At 59.8% G+C, this 18,301-nt stretch carries 11 protein-coding genes; 6 read left to right on the top strand and 5 right to left on the bottom strand.

Annotation, left to right across the window (positions count from 1 at the left end; translation table 11 throughout):
* Positions 1–61 precede the first annotated feature (61 nt).
* Entirely contained in the window at positions 62–409 is a 348-nt protein-coding gene (locus AC1RT6_RS03315) for a helix-turn-helix domain-containing protein (RefSeq protein ID WP_472789817.1), read from the bottom strand.
* Between the two features lie 143 nt (positions 410–552).
* On the opposite strand from AC1RT6_RS03315, the gene AC1RT6_RS03310 reads away from it, so the two are divergent.
* Both AC1RT6_RS03310 and AC1RT6_RS03305 read left to right on the top strand, forming a co-directional pair.
* Positions 553–1,320 (top strand): polysaccharide deacetylase family protein, encoded by a 768-nt coding sequence (locus tag AC1RT6_RS03310; protein ID WP_079447028.1) that lies wholly within the window; start codon positions 553–555, stop codon positions 1,318–1,320.
* 194 nt (positions 1,321–1,514) lie between these two features.
* A complete protein-coding gene (locus AC1RT6_RS03305) occupies positions 1,515–2,810 on the top strand; it encodes a polysaccharide deacetylase family protein (protein ID WP_079446844.1) in 1,296 nt (431 codons plus the stop codon).
* Between the two features lie 120 nt (positions 2,811–2,930).
* Here the strand turns inward: AC1RT6_RS03305 and AC1RT6_RS03300 are convergent, their stop codons facing one another.
* Positions 2,931–3,113, bottom strand: a complete 183-nt coding sequence (locus AC1RT6_RS03300) for a hypothetical protein (protein WP_464592692.1) — start codon at positions 3,111–3,113, stop codon at positions 2,931–2,933.
* 292 nt (positions 3,114–3,405) lie between these two features.
* Here AC1RT6_RS03300 and topA point away from each other — a divergent pair, with 292 nt between their 5' ends.
* Genes topA through AC1RT6_RS03285 form a run of 3 tightly spaced genes read left to right on the top strand, consistent with a single transcriptional unit; the run spans position 3,406 to position 8,931 of the window.
* Positions 3,406–6,141 (top strand): type I DNA topoisomerase, encoded by a 2,736-nt coding sequence (gene topA / locus AC1RT6_RS03295; protein WP_079446846.1) that lies wholly within the window; start codon positions 3,406–3,408, stop codon positions 6,139–6,141.
* Position 6,142: 1 nt separating this feature from the next.
* Positions 6,143–8,491, top strand: a complete 2,349-nt coding sequence (gene rnr, locus AC1RT6_RS03290) for a ribonuclease R (protein ID WP_079446847.1) — start codon at positions 6,143–6,145, stop codon at positions 8,489–8,491.
* Complete coding sequence (locus tag AC1RT6_RS03285; protein ID WP_079446848.1) at positions 8,488–8,931, top strand: DUF983 domain-containing protein; 444 nt, start codon at positions 8,488–8,490, stop codon at positions 8,929–8,931. Before rnr ends, AC1RT6_RS03285 begins: the two co-directional genes overlap by 4 nt.
* Before the next feature lie 162 nt (positions 8,932–9,093).
* Here AC1RT6_RS03285 and prfB read toward each other — a convergent pair.
* From prfB to AC1RT6_RS03270, 3 genes are all read right to left on the bottom strand, one after another.
* A protein-coding gene (prfB, locus tag AC1RT6_RS03280; protein ID WP_139372876.1) for a peptide chain release factor 2 occupies positions 9,094–10,225 on the bottom strand; the annotation gives its coding sequence in 2 pieces (ribosomal slippage) (positions 9,094–10,155 and positions 10,157–10,225; 1,131 coding nt in all).
* Positions 10,226–10,502: 277 nt separating this feature from the next.
* Entirely contained in the window at positions 10,503–12,995 is a 2,493-nt protein-coding gene (locus tag AC1RT6_RS03275) for a penicillin-binding protein 1A (protein ID WP_079446850.1), read from the bottom strand.
* A gap of 201 nt (positions 12,996–13,196) precedes the next feature.
* Positions 13,197–14,465, bottom strand: a complete 1,269-nt coding sequence (locus AC1RT6_RS03270) for an N-acetylmuramoyl-L-alanine amidase (RefSeq protein WP_079447029.1) — start codon at positions 14,463–14,465, stop codon at positions 13,197–13,199.
* Between the two features lie 705 nt (positions 14,466–15,170).
* Between AC1RT6_RS03270 and AC1RT6_RS03265 the strand changes: the two genes are divergently transcribed.
* On the top strand, positions 15,171–18,266 hold the full coding sequence (locus AC1RT6_RS03265; RefSeq protein WP_244553482.1) for an Rne/Rng family ribonuclease: 3,096 nt from the start codon (positions 15,171–15,173) through the stop codon (positions 18,264–18,266).
* Positions 18,267–18,301: the final 35 nt, after the last annotated feature.

Here is an 18,301-nt window from a genome sequence, read left to right as displayed (position 1 = left end):
AGCTAAACCTTATGCCGTTTGTGACAACGCTGCCAATCAGTCCGATGGTGCCCGAGCGCGTTCAGTCGATATGACCATCGAGAGCGGCGAATACGATTTCGGGCGCATGCGCGACGACTGCAAGAAGTGCGCGTGCGGGTCCGCGCGGCATCCGCTTGCCCTGCTCCCAGTTCCGGATGGTTTCAACCGGAACGCCCAGTCGCGCCGCGAATTCGACCTGTGTCAAACGCGCCCGTCGACGCAGGCTTCTGACTTCAGGCTCTGTAAACGGAGATGCGGCTGCCAGCGCAGACCTTGCAACGCCGTTCGGAGCGGCACTCGCGACCGGCATGGACGGCGCAAGCGGAAACTCTTTCCCATCGCGGATTTCAACGATCCGGCCGTCCGCTTTCAAACGCAAGCGCTGCATTATCATCCTCCGATTCGCAGGATCGTCGGTGATGTGCGTTAAGTCCGAGTGAACAGCAGGACCATCGCCCCGGCGATCAGCAAAGGCTATAACGAACGTAGATACACGTGCAGACGATGGCATACGTTGGTCGGAACAGCGCCATGAGCATACTACTGAGGGTTACGCTTCTTGTTTTTGTGGCATGGACCACTTCTGCATGGGCCAGCGACTGCCCGCGCCAGGGAACCCTCGGCACTTCGCGTATTCTCGAGGTCGATGCAGCCAAGTATCCCCGTGTCGGCCTCAAGAGCTTTCCTCAAACGCTTCCGCTTGACGACAAGGAAGTGGTCCTCACCTTCGACGACGGGCCGGCTGCGACAACACCGCGGATTCTGGCTGCGCTCGCTCGCGAATGCGTCCGTGCGACCTTTTTCCAGGTCGGCAGGAATTCGCAGGCGTCGCCGGGCCTCATCAAGAATGCCGCAACGAATGGCCATACGCTGGGACACCACAGCTGGTCGCATCCCCATCTCAATGCGATGACTTTTGCAGCCGCCAGAGACAACATCGACCGTGGGATATCCGCTGACGAAGCCGCCCTCAACGGCAAGGCGACGAGTGTCCCCGACACGCGGTTTTTCCGCTTTCCGTACTTCGAATCCACGCCCGAACTGCTCGAAATGCTGCAAGCCAGGGGGATCGTTGTGTTCGGCGCCGATTTTTGGGCCAGCGATTGGCGACCGATGACTCCGACGGATGAATTGAAGTTGATTACCAGCCGGCTGACGGCCGCGCGGAAAGGCATCATCCTGTTTCACGATACCCGTGCGCAAACCGCTGCCATGCTGCCAGATTTTCTGAAATACATGCGCGACAATGGCTACCGCGTGGTGCATGTTGTTCCGAAGCCGAAAGGCCCAAAAACGTGAACGCCGACGGGTGCTTGAAGACCCGCCAGATCACCGACCTCAAGCCGCAGCAGGCTCCGAGCGCATTGGTACGATTATTGGCGTGAGCGTGATAGTTCCCGCCAAATGGTCCATTCCACCGGCCTGATGAGTTAAGGTCGCGTTCATCGGCGGCCCGTAGGTTCGGCCGGAATGGATGCGCGAAGGTGTTCTGGATGGTACGGATATTAAAAGGAGGCCGGCGGAGGCCGCAGTGGATTCTTTGGCTCGGTCTGCTCGCCGCCACCCTCGACCTCACGGCATTTCCGGCTATAGCCGGCGATTGTCCCGGCAATTCCAATGCCCTCGGAACTTTTCGGACCCTGGTGGTGGACCCCCGGGAACATCCCCGTGTCGGCACCATGCAGTATCAGGAAACGTTGCCACTTCGCGATCACGAGGTGGTGCTGACCTTCGATGATGGCCCATTGCCGCCCCACAGCCAGCAGGTTCTCGATATCCTCGCGCGTGAGTGCGTGAAGGCGACCTTCTTCACAGTCGGGCAGATGGCACGCAACTACCCGCAGTATCTCCGCAGAGTGCTTGCGGCTGGACATTCTATCGGCACCCATTCGCAGAATCATCTGCTCAGCATGAATCGGATGCCGATCGAACGCGCTCGGCAAGAAATCGACGACGGAATCGCTTCCGCTGCAGCCGCACTGAGCGATCCTGCGGCTGTGGCGCCATTCATGCGCATTCCCGGTCTGCTGCGGGCGAAGGGTGTCGAGGATTACCTGGCTTCCAATGGCATTCAGGTCTGGAGTGCTGATTTCCCGGCGGACGACTGGCGGCACATCTCGGCCGAGCGCGTCTATCAACTCGCAATCAGCCGGATCGAAGCCAAGCGTAAAGGCATTCTGCTATTGCACGATATCCAGGCGCGGACGGTAGCTGCGCTGCCCAGAATCCTCCGAACGCTGAAGGAGCGAGGCTACCGCATTGTTCACGTGGTGCCGGCCACGCCGAACCAACTGAAGACGACCACGGAGCCGCAAGATTGGCGGATGCGTCCTGCGCCGGTAACGGTCGCGATCGCGATCGCGCATAGGCAAGAAGCTCCGGCTTTCAGTTTTGCCAACGTCGGCACCCTCCCCGCTTCGGCGATCTGGGACTCACACCTAAACCAAAAACAGCTTGTTCTTTTGCCAGAGGTTTTCGACCGGTCGCAGCGCTTCGTTCGCGGTGCCGGACCGCTGTTGCAGGAAAGAGCCGTCTGGCCGCGCAAACCGACGGTCGCCACTGACAACGCCACCGACAGGTTTTTCGTTTCTGGACAGAATTTTTTCGCGCTTCAGGAAAAATCCGCAGTGCCGTTCCGGACAGCTGTTCCTCTACCCACGCAAGCCCAACCAGTGGTCGGAACGGGTCGTCCTATCGAGGACAATGTGCAATCGATTTCAATCGATGCAAGCGCTGCGAAGCGCGCCATTCCGGGAAGCCAACCGGCGTTGCGATCCGCTCTATACTAGGGCATCGTCCGGGTTTCGGGGGCATGCTCGGACCGCTCGTTTGTCCCATTTTAGAAAGCTCGGAACTTCAGACCGAGCTTGCGATACCGGAAAACTCGAGCCGTCCATTAATCGCTTCCTTCAGCGTCCCTCGCGTCCAGCACGGAGTCGGACGATATCTTCGGCCTCCATCTGCGCCATATCGAGGAGGAAGCCGAGGGTATCCAGTCCATGACGCCGGGCAATTAGTCCAAGATCGGCAACCGCAACCGCCAGATAGCGCGCGGCCTCGTCCGGACCACCGTCGCCCGCGGTTTCGCCCAAGCGCGGCTCGTGATCGCTAGATTTCTCGTTCCGGTTTGGTCGTCCCCTCATCCCCCGAAAACTCCTCTCATCATGCCAGGTGGCAGCTGCATCCAGCGCCATTACCCTTCACGATAAAACAACTATAGGTTTATATTATAGATAAAATACAATTTCTAGGTGTAATCGAGCTGATAGGTTTTCACACAAGTCTATTTGACTTAAGGCCATGCTGCACCCATGTTCGCCCCGAAACAGCCGACGAGCCTCTCGCGAATCGGTTTGAAATTTATCAATAAGATATTGGAAGAACATGAATATCGTCATTGTTGAGTCGCCCGCAAAGGCGAAGACGATCAACAAATATCTGGGAGCTTCCTATGAGGTGTTAGCGTCTTTCGGTCACGTTCGGGACCTTCCAGCCAAAAATGGATCGGTTGATCCCGATGCCAATTTCCAGATGATCTGGGAGGTCGATCCGAAGGCAGCCGGTCGACTCAACGACATCGCCAAATCGCTCAAGGGGGCGGACAAGCTCATTCTCGCCACCGACCCTGATCGTGAGGGCGAAGCGATCTCCTGGCATGTGCTCGAGGTGCTCAAGCAAAAGCGCGCGCTGAAGGATCAGAAGATCGAGCGCGTCGTCTTCAATGCCATCACCAAGCAAGCCGTTACCGACGCCATGAAAAACCCGCGCCAGATCGACGGCGCGCTGGTGGATGCCTACATGGCGCGGCGTGCGCTCGACTATCTGGTCGGCTTCACTCTCTCCCCGGTGCTGTGGCGTAAGCTGCCCGGCGCGCGCTCGGCCGGCCGGGTGCAATCAGTCGCCTTGCGGCTGGTCTGCGACCGCGAGCTCGAGATCGAGAAATTCGTCCCGCGCGAATACTGGTCGTTAATAGCGACCCTGGCGACGCCGCGCGGCGATGCCTTCGAAGCCCGCCTCGTCGGCGCTGACGGCAAGAAAATTCAGCGGCTCGACATCGGATCGGGTGCCGAGGCCGAAGATTTCAGGAAGGCGATCGAGGCCGCCAACTTCACCGTGTCGACCGTCGAGGCCAAGCCGGCGCGCCGCAATCCGCAGGCGCCCTTCACCACCTCGACGCTGCAGCAGGAGGCCAGCCGCAAGCTCGGCTTCGCGCCAGCGCATACGATGCGGATCGCGCAACGGCTCTATGAAGGCATCGACATCGGCGGCGAGACCACCGGCCTCATCACTTACATGCGAACCGACGGCGTACAGATCGACGGCTCGGCGATCACGCAGGCGCGCAAGGTGATCGGCGAGGATTATGGCAACGCCTACGTTCCGGACGCACCGCGCCAGTATCAGACCAAGGCCAAGAACGCGCAGGAAGCCCATGAGGCGATCCGGCCAACCGACCTGTCGCGCCGTCCTGCGGACATGAAGCGTCGTCTCGATGTCGATCAGGCCAGGCTTTATGAGCTGATCTGGATCCGGACCATCGCGAGCCAAATGGAATCAGCAGAGCTGGAGCGGACCACTGTCGATATTGCGGCTCGGGCTGGTGCGCGCACGCTGGAGTTGCGAGCCAGCGGCCAAGTCATCAAGTTCGATGGCTTCCTGGCGCTTTATCAGGAAGGCCGCGACGATGAGGAAGACGAGGACGGCCGTCGCCTTCCCGCCATGAGCGAAGGCGAAGCGCTGAAACGCGAGAACCTCAGCGTCACCCAGCATTTCACGGAACCCCCGCCGCGCTTCTCGGAAGCCTCGCTGGTCAAGCGCATGGAGGAGCTCGGTATCGGCCGGCCTTCGACCTACGCATCGATTCTGCAGGTGCTCAAGGATCGCGGCTACGTGAAACTCGAGAAAAAACGGCTCTATGGCGAAGACAAGGGCCGCGTTGTCGTTGCATTTTTGGAAAATTTCTTCGCGCGCTATGTCGAGTACGACTTCACCGCCAATCTCGAAGAACAGCTCGATCGCATTTCGAACAACGAAGTATCATGGCAGCAGGTCCTGAAGGATTTCTGGGATGACTTCATCGGCGTGGTCAATGAAATTAAGGATGTCCGCGTTTCCGAAGTGCTCGATGTGCTCGACAATATGCTCGGACCGCACATCTATGCACCGCGCGAAGATGGCGGCGATCCGCGCCAGTGCCCCACCTGCGGCACCGGAAAACTGAACCTCAAGGCCGGAAAGTTCGGCGCTTTCGTCGGCTGCTCCAACTATCCCGAGTGTCGCTATACCCGTCCCCTCGCCGCCGATGGCGACGCTGGCGGCGATCGCGTTCTCGGCAAGGATCCGCAGAGCGGTCTGGATGTCGCGGTGAAGTCCGGCCGCTTCGGACCTTACATCCAGCTCGGCGAGGCCAGCGACTACGCCGACGGCGAGAAGCCGAAGCGCGCGGGTATCCCGAAAAACACGTCACCCGCCGACATGGAGCTGGACCTTGCAGTGAAGCTGCTTTCGCTTCCGCGTGAGATCGGCAAGCATCCGGAGACCGGCGCGCCAATCACGGCAGGCATCGGCCGCTTCGGTCCATTTGTCCGGCATGAAAAGACCTATGCGAGCCTTGAAGCCGGCGACGAGGTGTTCGACATCGGTCTCAACCGCGCGGTGACGCTGATCGCCGAGAAAGTCGCCAAGGGGCCGAGTCGGCGCTTCGGCGCCGATCCCGGCAAGCCCCTCGGTGAGCACCCGACACTCGGCACTGTCGCGGTGAAGAGCGGACGTTATGGCGCCTATGTTACGGCAGGCGGCATCAACGCCACGATTCCAAACGACAAGACCCCCGACACCATTACCCTGCCGGAGGCCATCGCGTTGATCGACGAACGTGCCGCCAAGGGTGGCGGCAAGCCGAAACGCGCGGCAAAGAAAGCCAAGCCCGCCGACACCAAAAAGAACGGCAAGGCCGGCGCTGTGGCAGAAAAGCCATCCAAAAAGGCAACTTCGAAACAGGCTCCGGCGAAGCCGAAATCTGAGGCTGTGAGCAAAGCACGTGGTTCGATCGCCGCGGCCAAGCAGCCGCCCAACCCTGTGAATACGGCCGTAAAAAAGAGCGCTGGCAAGAACGGCTGACGTGAGCAAACCGCGCGCCAGGGATTTTCCGGACCGCGAGACTATCGTCGCCTTCATCCGTGCACACCCCGGCCGGGCGGGGACGCGCGAGATCGCGCACGAGTTCGGCTTGAAGAATGCCGATCGCGCCGAACTCAAGCAGATCCTGCGCGATCTCGCGGACGACGGCACGATCGTTAAACGGGGTCGTAAGCTGCGTCAGCCGGAAATGCTGCCACCGACGCTGATGGCAGATATTACGGGACGCGATAGCGACGGCGAACTGATCGCCACACCTACCGAATGGGACGAGGAAGCGACGCCCGCGCCGAAGATCCTCATCCATGTGCCGCGCCGCGCGAAGCCCGGCACCGTGGCTGGCGTCGGCGACCGCGCGCTACTGCGCATCGAAGCGATGGAGCCCACCGAATCCGCACGCTATCGTGCTCGTGTCATCAGGGTGATCGATAGCACCCGTGCGCGTATACTTGGCGTCTATCGCGCCTTGCCCCAAGGTGGTGGACGCCTCGTGCCGGTCGACAAGAAGCAGGCCGGGCGCGAATTGAACATCGCGGAAGCCGACAGCGCCGGCGCGAAGGACGGCGATCTCGTGAGTGTCGAACTCGTGCGTACTCGCGGCTTCGGGCTTGCTTCAGGCAAGGTGAAAGAGCGGCTTGGTTCGCTCGCGACCGAAAAGGCCGTCAGTCTGATCGCGATCCACGCTCATGACATCCCTCAAGCGTTCTCGCCGGCTGCGCTCCGCGAAGCAGACGCTGCGAAGCTCGTATCGCCACGAGGACGCGAAGACTGGCGCCAGCTACCGCTCGTCACCATCGATCCGCCCGATGCGAAAGATCACGACGACGCGGTTCACGCCACGCCAGACGACGATCCAAACAACAAGGGCGGCGCCATCGTCACCGTCGCCATTGCCGACGTTGCTTACTATGTGCGGGTTGAATCGGCGCTGGATCAAGATGCGCTGAAGCGCGGGAATTCGGTCTATTTCCCCGATCGCGTGGTCCCGATGCTGCCGGAGCGCATTTCTAATGATCTTTGCTCCCTGATCCCGGGCAAAGAGCGCGGCGCGCTTGCCGTACGCATGGTGATCGGTCCCGACGGACGCAAACGTTCGCACACCTTTCATCGTATCCTGATGCGCTCGGCGGCAAAGCTGAATTATGCGCAGGTGCAAGCCGCGATCGACGGCAACCCCGATGACATCACCAGCTCCCTGCTCGAACCGATCCTGAAACCGCTCTACGCAGCCTATGCGCTGGTGAAGCGGGCGCGCGATGAGCGCGATCCGCTCGATCTTGAACTGCCCGAGCGCAAGATTTTGCTGAAGAAGGACGGTACGGTCGATCGTGTGATCGTACCGGATCGACTCGAGGCGCATCGACTCATCGAGGAGTTCATGATCCTTGCAAATGTCGCCGCAGCCGAGATGCTGGAAAAGAAAGAACTGCCGCTGATTTATCGTGTTCATGACGAACCGACGGTGGAGAAAGTTCACAACCTTCGTGAATTTCTGAGAACGCTTGATCTGTCCTTCGCCAAGAGCGGCGCGCTGAGACCTGAGCTGTTCAATCGGGTACTCGACCACGTCAAAGGCCATGACTCGGAGTCGCTGGTGAACGAAGTGGTTCTTCGTTCGCAGGCGCAGGCTGAATATTCGGCGGAAAACTATGGCCACTTCGGTCTCAACCTACGGCGCTACGCGCATTTCACATCCCCGATCAGGCGATATGCAGACCTGATCGTGCACCGCGCCCTGATCCGGGCGCTGGGCCTTGGCGACGGCGCATTGCCGGATTCCGAGACCGCCGAGACGCTGGCTGAAATCGCGGCGCGTATTTCCGTTACCGAGCGTCGCGCCATGAAGGCTGAACGCGAGACCGCCGACCGCCTGATCGCGCATTTTCTTGCCGATCGCATCGGCAATATTTTCGAGGCCCGTATTTCCGGTGTGACCCGCGCCGGCCTTTTCGTGAAACTGACCGATACGGGCGCCGATGGGCTGATCCCGATCCGCTCGCTGGGCACCGAATACTTCAAGTACGACGAGACCCGCCATGCACTGGTCGGTTCGCGCAGCGGTTCCATGCACAAGCTGGGTGACGTGGTCGAGGTTCGTTTGGTAGAAGCTGTACCCTTGGCTGGCGCTCTGCGTTTCGAACTCTTGTCCGGAGCTCAGGTGGGGTCGCGCTCCCTCCGCGCGCGCGCTGGACGGAAACCAAAGGCGCAGCGTGGTCGGGACGCGCGTCATCCTGAAGTCCAATTGAAGGGCCATCCAGGCCACAAACCGCGCAAGACGTCGCGCAAGCCGGGCAAGAGCAAGGCTGGCAAACCGAAGAAGGGCAAATCATGACGGCGCTTCCTCCAGATCCCGCGAGCACAGCCGCCAAAACCTGGACCCGGGAAGGCGAGAAACGCGACGCCTGGGCCGCGGTGAGGCGCGGCTTGTTCTGCCGCTGCCCGAGATGCGGCGAAGGCAAACTTTTTCGTGCCTTTCTGAAAACCGCCGACACCTGCTCGGAATGCGGTCTGGATTTTACCCCGCAGCGTGCCGACGACCTGCCCGCCTATCTTGTCATCGTCGTCGTCGGCCACATCGTGGTACCGCTTGCGTTGCTGATCGAGAAGGAGTTTTCGCCGCCGCTGGCGGTTCAATGGGCGATCTATTTGCCTATGACGCTGCTCATGGCGCTATGGCTGATTCAGCCTATCAAGGGCGGTGTAGTCGGCCTCCAATGGGCCTTTCGTATGCACGGTTTTGACGAGAATTTTGTCGACGATCATGTCGTCTAATCCGGTGGCTTGGCTCAGGTCAGCCGAGGCGCCGAGCGACAAGAGCGAAACGGTGCAGCAATTTCATGGAGCGAGCCAATCGTCACTCCGGCGCGTTTTCTTCACGCGAACCGGTATCAATCCTCGGGTCAAACCCGAGAACATGCTTCGCTCGAAAATGCTTTAATCGACGTCTTCAATGGCACCAGGCGTGCTACCAAAAGCTCTCTGGGCCAGCGTCGCTGCCATGAATTCGTCGAGGTCGCCATCGAGCACGCCCGAAGTGTCTGACGTTTGCACTCCCGTTCGGAGATCCTTCACCATCTGGTAGGGCTGCAAGACGTACGATCTGATCTGATGGCCCCAGCCGATGTCGGTCTTGGCGGCCTGATCAGCGGCGGCCTGCTCTTCCCGCTTCTTGAGTTCGATCTCGTAGAGTCTCGCCCGGAGCATGTCCCAGGCCTGCGCGCGATTCTTGTGCTGTGAACGCCCGGCCTGACAAACCACCGCGACTCCTGTCGGGACGTGTGTCAGCCGCACCGCCGATTCAGTCTTGTTGACATGCTGTCCACCCGCTCCGCCGGAGCGCATGGTATCGGTGCGGACGTCCGATTCCTTGATGTCGATCTTGATGCTGTCGTCGACAACCGGGAAAATCGCTATGCTTGAAAACGACGTATGGCGCCTGGCATTGGAATCAAACGGGGAGATTCTCACGAGACGATGCACGCCTGCTTCGGTCTTGAGCCAGCCATAGGCGTTGTGCCCGCTAACCTGGATTGTCGCCGATTTGATACCAGCCTCTTCGCCAGGCGTTTCTTCCAGATACTCGATCTTGAAACCGCGCTTCTCCGCCCAGCGTGCATACATGCGCAGAAGCATCTGCGCCCAGTCCTGGCTTTCGGTACCGCCCGCGCCGGCATGAACCTCGAGATAGGTATCGAAGCGATCCGCCTCTCCCGAAAGCAAGGCTTCGAGCTCGCGGCGGGCGACCTCCTTCTTGAGGGTCTTCAGGGCGTTTTCGGATTCGTTGACGACGGCCTGATCATTCTCGGCCTCGCCGAGTTCAATCATGCCGATCTGGTCCTCGAGTTCACGCTCGACGTTGCCGATACCGGTCAGCGAATCCTCCAGGGAGGTTCGTTCCTGCATCAGTTTCTGGGCCTTCTGGGGATCGTTCCAGAGGTCTGGATCCTCGGCGAGCTTGTTCAGCTCCGCCAGACGCGCGGTCGATGTCTCGACGTCAAAGATGCCTCCTCAGCAGCCCGACCGACTGCTTGATCTCTTCGACAAGTCTTTCGATTTCAGCGCGCATGGTTTTCTCTGCGGCTCACACTATCAACGATGGTTGGTGATTTAGCTGCGAAGGTCGCAAAGCGCAATCGTGTAGAGCATGAACAAACCGGAAAGACTGCGCGAGCAAAAGTTGAAAAGGGATCGTACTCATCAAAACCATAAGGCTGGAGCCGGTCCAACACAGTTGAACCGGACACTATAGCGCTATTGAGCGAAGTGGAATCCGGTTCGCGCGAAGAAACGCGTCAAATCAAAAAGATGGAGTTTTCACCGTTTCCGCGAAGCGGTGAAAGACTCTAGTAAAGCCCTCCGGTGCCGGGTCGGAACAAGCTGCGGTCCGCGTCGGGCAGCGGCTGTGGCTCGCGTCCGTTTGCATCAGCCACACCGATCACAGAGTAATTGTCGGGAGGCGCGGTGCCAGGCTTGAAAGCCTCAAGGATCGTCTTGCCGCTACTACCTGGCCCTGCGCGCATACCCGTCTTGGAATCGACGCGAACCAGCTTGATGCCGGCAGGAATGCGGAACGGAGTAGCGGGCTTGTCAGCAAGCGCAACCTTCATGAAATCATGTGCGATCGGAGCCGCCAGATGTCCGCCCGTCGCTTGACGGCCGAGATTGCGCGGCTTGTCGTACCCGACATAGATGCCGACGACGAGGTCAGGTGAGAATCCAATAAACCAGGCATCCTTCTGGTCGTTGGTGGTGCCGGTTTTACCGGCGATCGGCTTGCCCAGATCGCGCATGACCGTAGCGGTGCCGGCCTGCACCACGCCCTCCATCATTGAGGTGATCTGATAAGCTGTCATTGCATCCAGCACCTGCTCGCGGTGGTCGATCAGCTGAGGTTCAGACTGGTTCTTCCAGCCTTCCGGCGCATCGCAGCCGCCGCACTCTCGCGTGTCGTGCTTGTACATGGTGTGACCGTAGCGATCCTGAATGCGGTCGATCAGGGTAGGCTTCACCCGCCTGCCGCCATTATCGAACATCGAATACGCCGTCACCATGCGCAGAACCGTGGTCTCGCCTGCTCCTAGTGCGTAGGACAGATAGTTCGGCAGCTCGTCGTAAACCCCGAAGCGCTTTGCATATTCGCCTATCAGCGGCATGCCGATATCCTGCGCCAAACGGACCGTAACGGTGTTGAGCGAGAGCCGCAGCGCATTTCGAAGCGTTTGTGGCCCGTAATATTTTTCCTTGGAGTAGTTTTCCGGACGCCAAACGCCTGAGCCATGACCCTGATCGATCTCGATCGGCGCGTCGACCACGACTGTCGAAGGCGTATAGCCGTTGTCGAGCGCGGAGGAATAGACGAGCGGCTTGAATGAGGATCCAGGCTGCCGGTAGGCCTGCGTGGCGCGATTGAACTGGCTTTGATCGAAGGAAAAGCCGCCGACCATTGCCAGCACACGGCCGGTCCGCGGATCCATCGCCACCATCGCGCCGGATACTTCGGGCAATTGGCGCAACCGGTATTCCCCCTCGACGATCTTGCCGTCCTTTGCAATCAGGGGGTCGGCATAGATCACATCACCGGGCGAAAGCACTTGGGACACCTTTGTCGGCGTACGGCCTCTTGTCGACCCGGATGCAGCCTTGGCCCACTTTACCCCTTCAAGCGTAATCAGGCCCGTTTGCCGCTTTTTGCTTACGGCGCCGCCAAGTTCGCGCCCGGGCTGGAAGCCGATCCGCGCGGACTTGTCGTCGGACTCGAGCACGACCGCCAATCGCCACGGCGAGATATCGGAGAGTGATTTGACCTCGGCGAGCTTCACGCCCCAATCGCCGGAGATATCGAGCTTGCTTATCGCACCGCGCCAGCCCTGAGCCTCGTCATACGTGACGAGGCCATTTGCCATGGTCTTGCGCGCTATCACCTGCAATTCCGGATCGAGCGTCGTCCGGACCGACAACCCCCCTTCGTAGAGCTTCTTTTCGCCATAGCGCTCGAACAGGTCGCGCCGTACCTCCTCAGCGAAATATTCGCCGGCGAAGGTATGTGCCAGGTTGGTTCGGCTCGTGACGATCAGCGGCTGCTTGCGAGCCTTTTCCGCGTCGGCCTGGTTGACCCAGCCGTTTTCCAGCAACCGGTCGATGACATAGTCGCGTCGTTCGATCGCGCGGTCTCGGTTCTTGACGGGGTGCAGCGTCGAGGGTGCCTTGGGTAGAGCCGCGAGATATGCAGCTTCGGCAACGGTCAATTCATTGACTGACTTGTCGAAGTACACGAGCGAAGCAGCCGCGATGCCGTAGGCGCCAAGACCGAGGTAAATCTCGTTCAGATACAGCTCGAGGATCTTGTCCTTGGAATAGGCGCGCTCGATGCGCATCGCCAGCAACGCTTCCTTGATCTTGCGGGCAAAGGAAACTTCATTGGTCAGAAGAAAGTTTTTGGCAACCTGTTGGGTGATCGTGGAGGCACCCTGCGGTCTCCTGTTGCTACCGTAATTCTGAGCATAAAGCAGCGCCGCACGCAGCATCCCTTGGTAATCGATGCCGCCATGTTCATAGAAATTCTTGTCCTCCGCAGCCAAGAACGCGTTGATGACCAACTTCGGCACTGCCTGTATCGGCAGATAGAGCCGCCGCTCCTTCGCGTATTCGCCGAGCAGCGAACCATCGGACGCATGGACACGCGTCATCACGGGTGGCTCATAATTCTGAAGCTGGGAATAGTCCGGCAGATCTTTGGAAAAATGCCAGATCAATCCCGCTACTGCCGCGACCCCGACCAGAAACAGGATGGTTCCCGCTGCAAACAGAAAGCCCGTGAATCGCAGCAGCAAGCGCATTGTTGAATGTCCGTTTCGTTGCCGGGGCTTGACGATATCGGCTGCAAGCCTTGTCGCCGGGCGGACGCTTTCGTTGGCCGAAGCATCTGCCGGATGAGTATGCCGGTTCTGACCGATTCTGCGAACTTACGACGACTTTTCTATAGGGCGGCGGCTGTGGCCAAACTAGGGCTTCTAACCTTTAGCGCGCCACTTTTCGCCTCAGTCGGCCGGAGCGACTGACACCATCCTTTTTGCAAGGAACGTCTCGACGGCCTTAGCGACCGAACGGACCGTCCTGGAACGCCACTCTTCTGACGCCATTTGGCGAAGATCTGCCTTGTTCGAAACGTAACCGAGTTCAACCAGCACCGACGGCACATCGGGAGCCTTCAGCACCCTGAATCCGGCTGACTTCAGCGGGTGCTTATGCATCCGCGCGGAGGTTTTCATCTCACTCATCAACAACTGGGCGAAGCGATTGGAAAACGTGCGTGTTTCCCGTTGCGCGAGGTCGATCAGGATATCGGCCACCTCGGTCGGCTCCTCAGTCAGATCGACACCGCCGATGGCATCCGCCTTGTTTTCGGCTTCGGCCAGTCGTTCCGCTTCGCGGTCCGATGCCTTGTCCGACAGTGTGTATATCGTTGCGCCTTGCGCATCACCCTCGTGACGCGGCAATGCGTCGGCATGAATCGACACGAATAATGCAGCGCGGTTGTTGCGGGCGACGCGCAAACGATCGCCCAGCGGGACGAACGTGTCGTTCGTCCGCGTCATGACAACACGGTATTTGCCGCCCTGCTCTATGCGGTCGCGCAACGCTGACGCAAATGCCAGCACCAGATCTTTTTCGGCCTCTCCGGTTGAAGCGTGGGTTCCATTATCAATTCCGCCATGGCCGGGATCGATTACAACCACGAGGCGCCCGTCCGCGAGTCCGGTCAGGCCAGGCGTACCTGGGATGGACCCTGAAGAATCAGCATCCTTCGCCGGTTCCGGGCTGCTCGATCTCGCCAATAGGCCGTTGAATGCAGCACGGTCGACAGCCTCCAGTTCGACGACCAGGCGGGAGGGCTGACCGTTCGCGGCGTCGAGCACGTAAGCTTTCTGGATTTTCGCAGGTCCTGCGAGATCGAAGACAATCCGCGATCCGCCCGGCATAACCAGACCGTAGCGGAACGCCTTTATCAGGCCGCGTCCGGTTTCCCCGGCTTTGGGCGCAAGGCGAAAACTGACTTGGGGAATATCGATGACGGCCCGATAAGGATCAGTCAGCAGAAAGGCGTGAATATCGATCTTCTTGTCGAGATCGAGAATGAAGCGGGTCTGATTCAGATCGCCCGCGAGTCTCACTTCGGAGGCGACCGGAAAATCACCGGCGATCTCCGGGCGGACGGGTTCGTTCCCGGCGGCAAACGAAGCCGCGCCGGGAGCAAGTAACGCTATGGCGCATAGCCAGACGATTCGCAGATTTGCGCGGCCAGCCAACGAACCCATGCCTCCGAGCTGCTTTTAATCACAATAGATACAGTACGGTTAATCCGGACTTAATCCGATACCCTGTTATTGCTCGGAAGACTTCCCGGATGACGACACGGTCCCTTGCAAGCGACAGGCAATCCACGTATGTAAGTTAATGCTGACGGTTAAACTCACGGTTGTGTCGCGTTCAGCTTCCCGGTGCAGCGTTAGGGCTTCAGATTGTTCGAAGTTCCGGCGTTTTCTGATCCCTCCACACAGCCAGCGCAGCGCGCGGCCGAATTGAAGAGGTGTTTTTCAGGTTTGGGAGGGATCCGGTCCCAGGTTACCATTTGCACCTGGGGGCAGCTTGGAGAGGTCGTAACCGATTGTCCCGGCCTGTGGCCACGCGGTACGACAACCGACAAGGCGCTTTGGCGCCGCGTCGGTCCGGCAGCGAGATAGATACGCGGCGGTGTTTTTGCCGCCAACCTGTTCAGACGGGCTGACGCCTGATGCGCCATACTGAAAAGCTGACCATTTTTTCCGCAAAGACCGCACCGAGGCGAAGTGAAAACTTCGCGCATGGCGTCTCGTCGGGATCAGGGTCGGCACGGCGTTCCAGATCGCGTCGCAGCCTTCCCCTCACCCCCGAATCAGGTGGACCGTTGCGTTACCCGGCCGCGCGAGATGCGCGTGCCGTGCCAAGCGCCCTCCGCCCCCAAGAGCTTCAAAATGTCCAACAAACCCAACAAAATGTTGATCGACGCCACCCACCCGGAAGAAACCCGGGTGGTGGTGGTCCGCGGCAACCGCGTCGAGGAATTTGATTTCGAATCAGCACAACGCAAACAACTGCGTGGCAACATCTATTTGGCCAAGGTCACCCGGGTTGAGCCTTCGCTGCAAGCCGCGTTTATCGAATACGGAGGAAATCGGCACGGTTTCCTGGCGTTCAGCGAAATCCATCCTGACTATTATCAAATTCCGGTCGCCGACCGGCAGGCGCTGATCGAAGCCGACGAGCGTGCTCATCGCGAGGCAGAGGAAGAACCCGAAGATCGTCCCAACCGCCGCCGTTCGCGGCATCGCAACGCCCGTCGGCGCGATCACGGCGAACGCGTGCAAAGCACCATCGTCGAGGATGGGGAGGCCGCGGGGATAGACGCGACACAGTCTGATTTGCCGTCTGATGAAACAGCAGTGGGCGATCAACTCGGGCAACATCATGATCATCCCGACGCGGATGACGGAGCCGACGACGCCATACAGCGCGATCACGCACGCGCGCCTGCGCACGACATTGGATCAAGCTCTCTAAACAGCGCCGACAACTTACAGGAGTCGCATGACTTCGCTGGCGCGCTCGACTCCGACGATGTGGTCCGCGAGCATCGCGACGAAATTCAGGAGGGCTCTAGTGAGGATCTGGTCGCGGCTTCATCGGATGAAGACCCGGCCCCGATAGCACCGGGTCACGCGACCGGCGTCGAGCCGCTTGCTGACGATAGCGCTCAAAACGATCACACCGGACCGGCCGTTTCCACTGATGAAGCGCACAATGAAGTTCACGATCGTGAGAATGGTGACTATGCCGGCGGCCATCCTCATGAGGTCGGATTCCATGGGGACGAAGCTCGCGTCGACGATCGCGCGGAAGATGATGATAGTGACGATGACGAAGAAGAGGAGCAGGTTGAATCCGTCGGCGGCGATGATGCTCTCGAGGAGGTGCCGGAGCGGGGTTACCGGCCGCGCCGTCAGTACAAAATCCAGGAAGTCATCAAGCGTCGCCAGGTCATGCTGGTCCAGGTGGTCAAGGAGGAGCGTGGTAACAAGGGCGCCGCGCTGACGACCTATCTATCGCTGGCCGGCCGGTATGCGGTGCTGATGCCCAATACGGCCCGCGGCGGCGGCATCAGTCGCAAGATCACCTCGGCGCAAGACCGTTCGCGGCTGAAGGAGGTGGTACAGGATCTCGATGTCCCCGAGGGAATGGGAGTCATCCTGCGCACCGCTGGCGCTTCGCGCACCAAGCCGGAGATCAAGCGCGATTTCGAGTATCTGATCCGCATGTGGGAAACCGTAAGAGATATGACCTTGCGGTCCCAGGCTCCGACACTTGTTTACGAGGAAGGCTCGCTTATCAAGCGCTCCCTCCGCGATCTCTACAGCAAGGAAATCGACGAAATCCAGGTGGCCGGTGAAGCCGGCTATCATGAAGCGCGCGATTTCATGAAGATGCTGATGCCATCCAACGTCCGAGCAGTGAAGCAGTATCGCGACTGCCAGCCCTTGTTTTCGCGGATGGGCGTCGAGAGCCAACTGGACGCGATGTTCCTGCCGACGGTGCAGCTTCGCTCCGGTGGATACATCGTCATCAACCAAACCGAGGCGCTGGTATCGATCGATGTCAACTCAGGTCGCTCGACCCGCGAACATCACATCAAGGATACCGCGCTTAAGACCAATCTGGAAGCTGCCGAGGAAGTCGCCCGACAGTTGCGACTGCGTGATCTTGCCGGCCTGATCGTCATCGATTTCATCGACATGGACGAGAAACGAAGCAACCGCGCGGTGGAGCGTAAGCTGAGCGAATGTCTGCGCCACGATCGCGCGCGCATCCAGGTCGGTCGCATTTCGCACTTCGGTCTTCTGGAAATGTCGCGCCAGCGAATCCGCGCCAGTATGCTGGAAAGTTCGACAGAGCCTTGCTCGCACTGCGGCGGCACCGGCCATGTCCGCTCGGTTCCGTCGGTGGCGTTGCAGTTGTTGCGCAGCCTTGAGGAAGTTTTGATAAAAGGAGCGACGCACAACCTTGTCGTGCGGACGCGCATTAACGTTGCATTGTATGTGCTCAATCAGAAGCGAGGACATCTGCGCGCCCTCGAACACAGCTTCAAAGTTGGTCTCTCCCTGGTCGCCGACCCCTCGCTCGCGGGTCAACAATCCTTCGTCATTGATCGCGGCGAGCAGGTGCATACTCTGGAGGCGGCAAAAGCGCTGCTGGCCACGCAACTCGCCATAGACCCGCCGCAGGCCGAAGAGGTCCATGAAGACGAGCAGCCGGTCGATGTGGAAACGGAGATCGTGGCCGACGACGCCGAGACTCGCGCCGATGAACAGGCGGGCGGTGAAACCGAGGGTGACGGCCGCAAGCGCAGGCGACGCCGGCCTCGGCGTGAACGCTCTGGCGAAACGAGCGATAATCAGCCTCCGCAAACGGTCGACGGTCCGGACAGCGTCCAGATTGCCGCCGATTTCGCCGCGGCACGCTTTATGACCGAGGACGACGTCGAAACTGATGGAGAGGACTCTTCGGCGCAGGGCAGCGAGGTGCGAGCCGATCAGTCTCCGGACGGAGATGAACGGCGACCGCGTCGTCGTGGGCGTCGCGGTGGTCGTCGGCGCCGGGGTAGCAACGGTGCGAGTGCTGTCGACTCGATTTCCGACGAGTTGAACCCTCCGTCAGCATCAGAAGCCGTCGAGGCGGTTGCGGACTTCGATTCTGTGTCGATAGCGCCAGAAACGCAGACCAGCCCGTCCGAAGCTGAAACTCAGCCGCAACAGCACACCGCAGAACCGACAATCCGCACGGCTGAGGCCAGGAGCGAGACCGTTTCGGAATCCGAGAAGGCCGTTTGCCGTCGCTCGACCGTACGGGAAAAGGTGAGCTTCGCCTCGCAAGAAGCATCGCCCGCCGTTCCTGTCATTCAAAGCCATCCGGAAGCAGCGACACCGGAATCGCAACAGTCTCCCCCGGAAGTATCGGACGAAACCCGACCGCGACGTGCGGGATGGTGGTCTCGTCGGTTCGGCAGCGGAACCTGAACGAGCCTTTCTTTTCAACGGCAAGACGCCCGGCC

The organism is Nitrobacter sp. MLSD-S21 (assembly GCF_058809865.1).
This window is presented reverse-complemented; position numbering and strand designations above follow the sequence as displayed.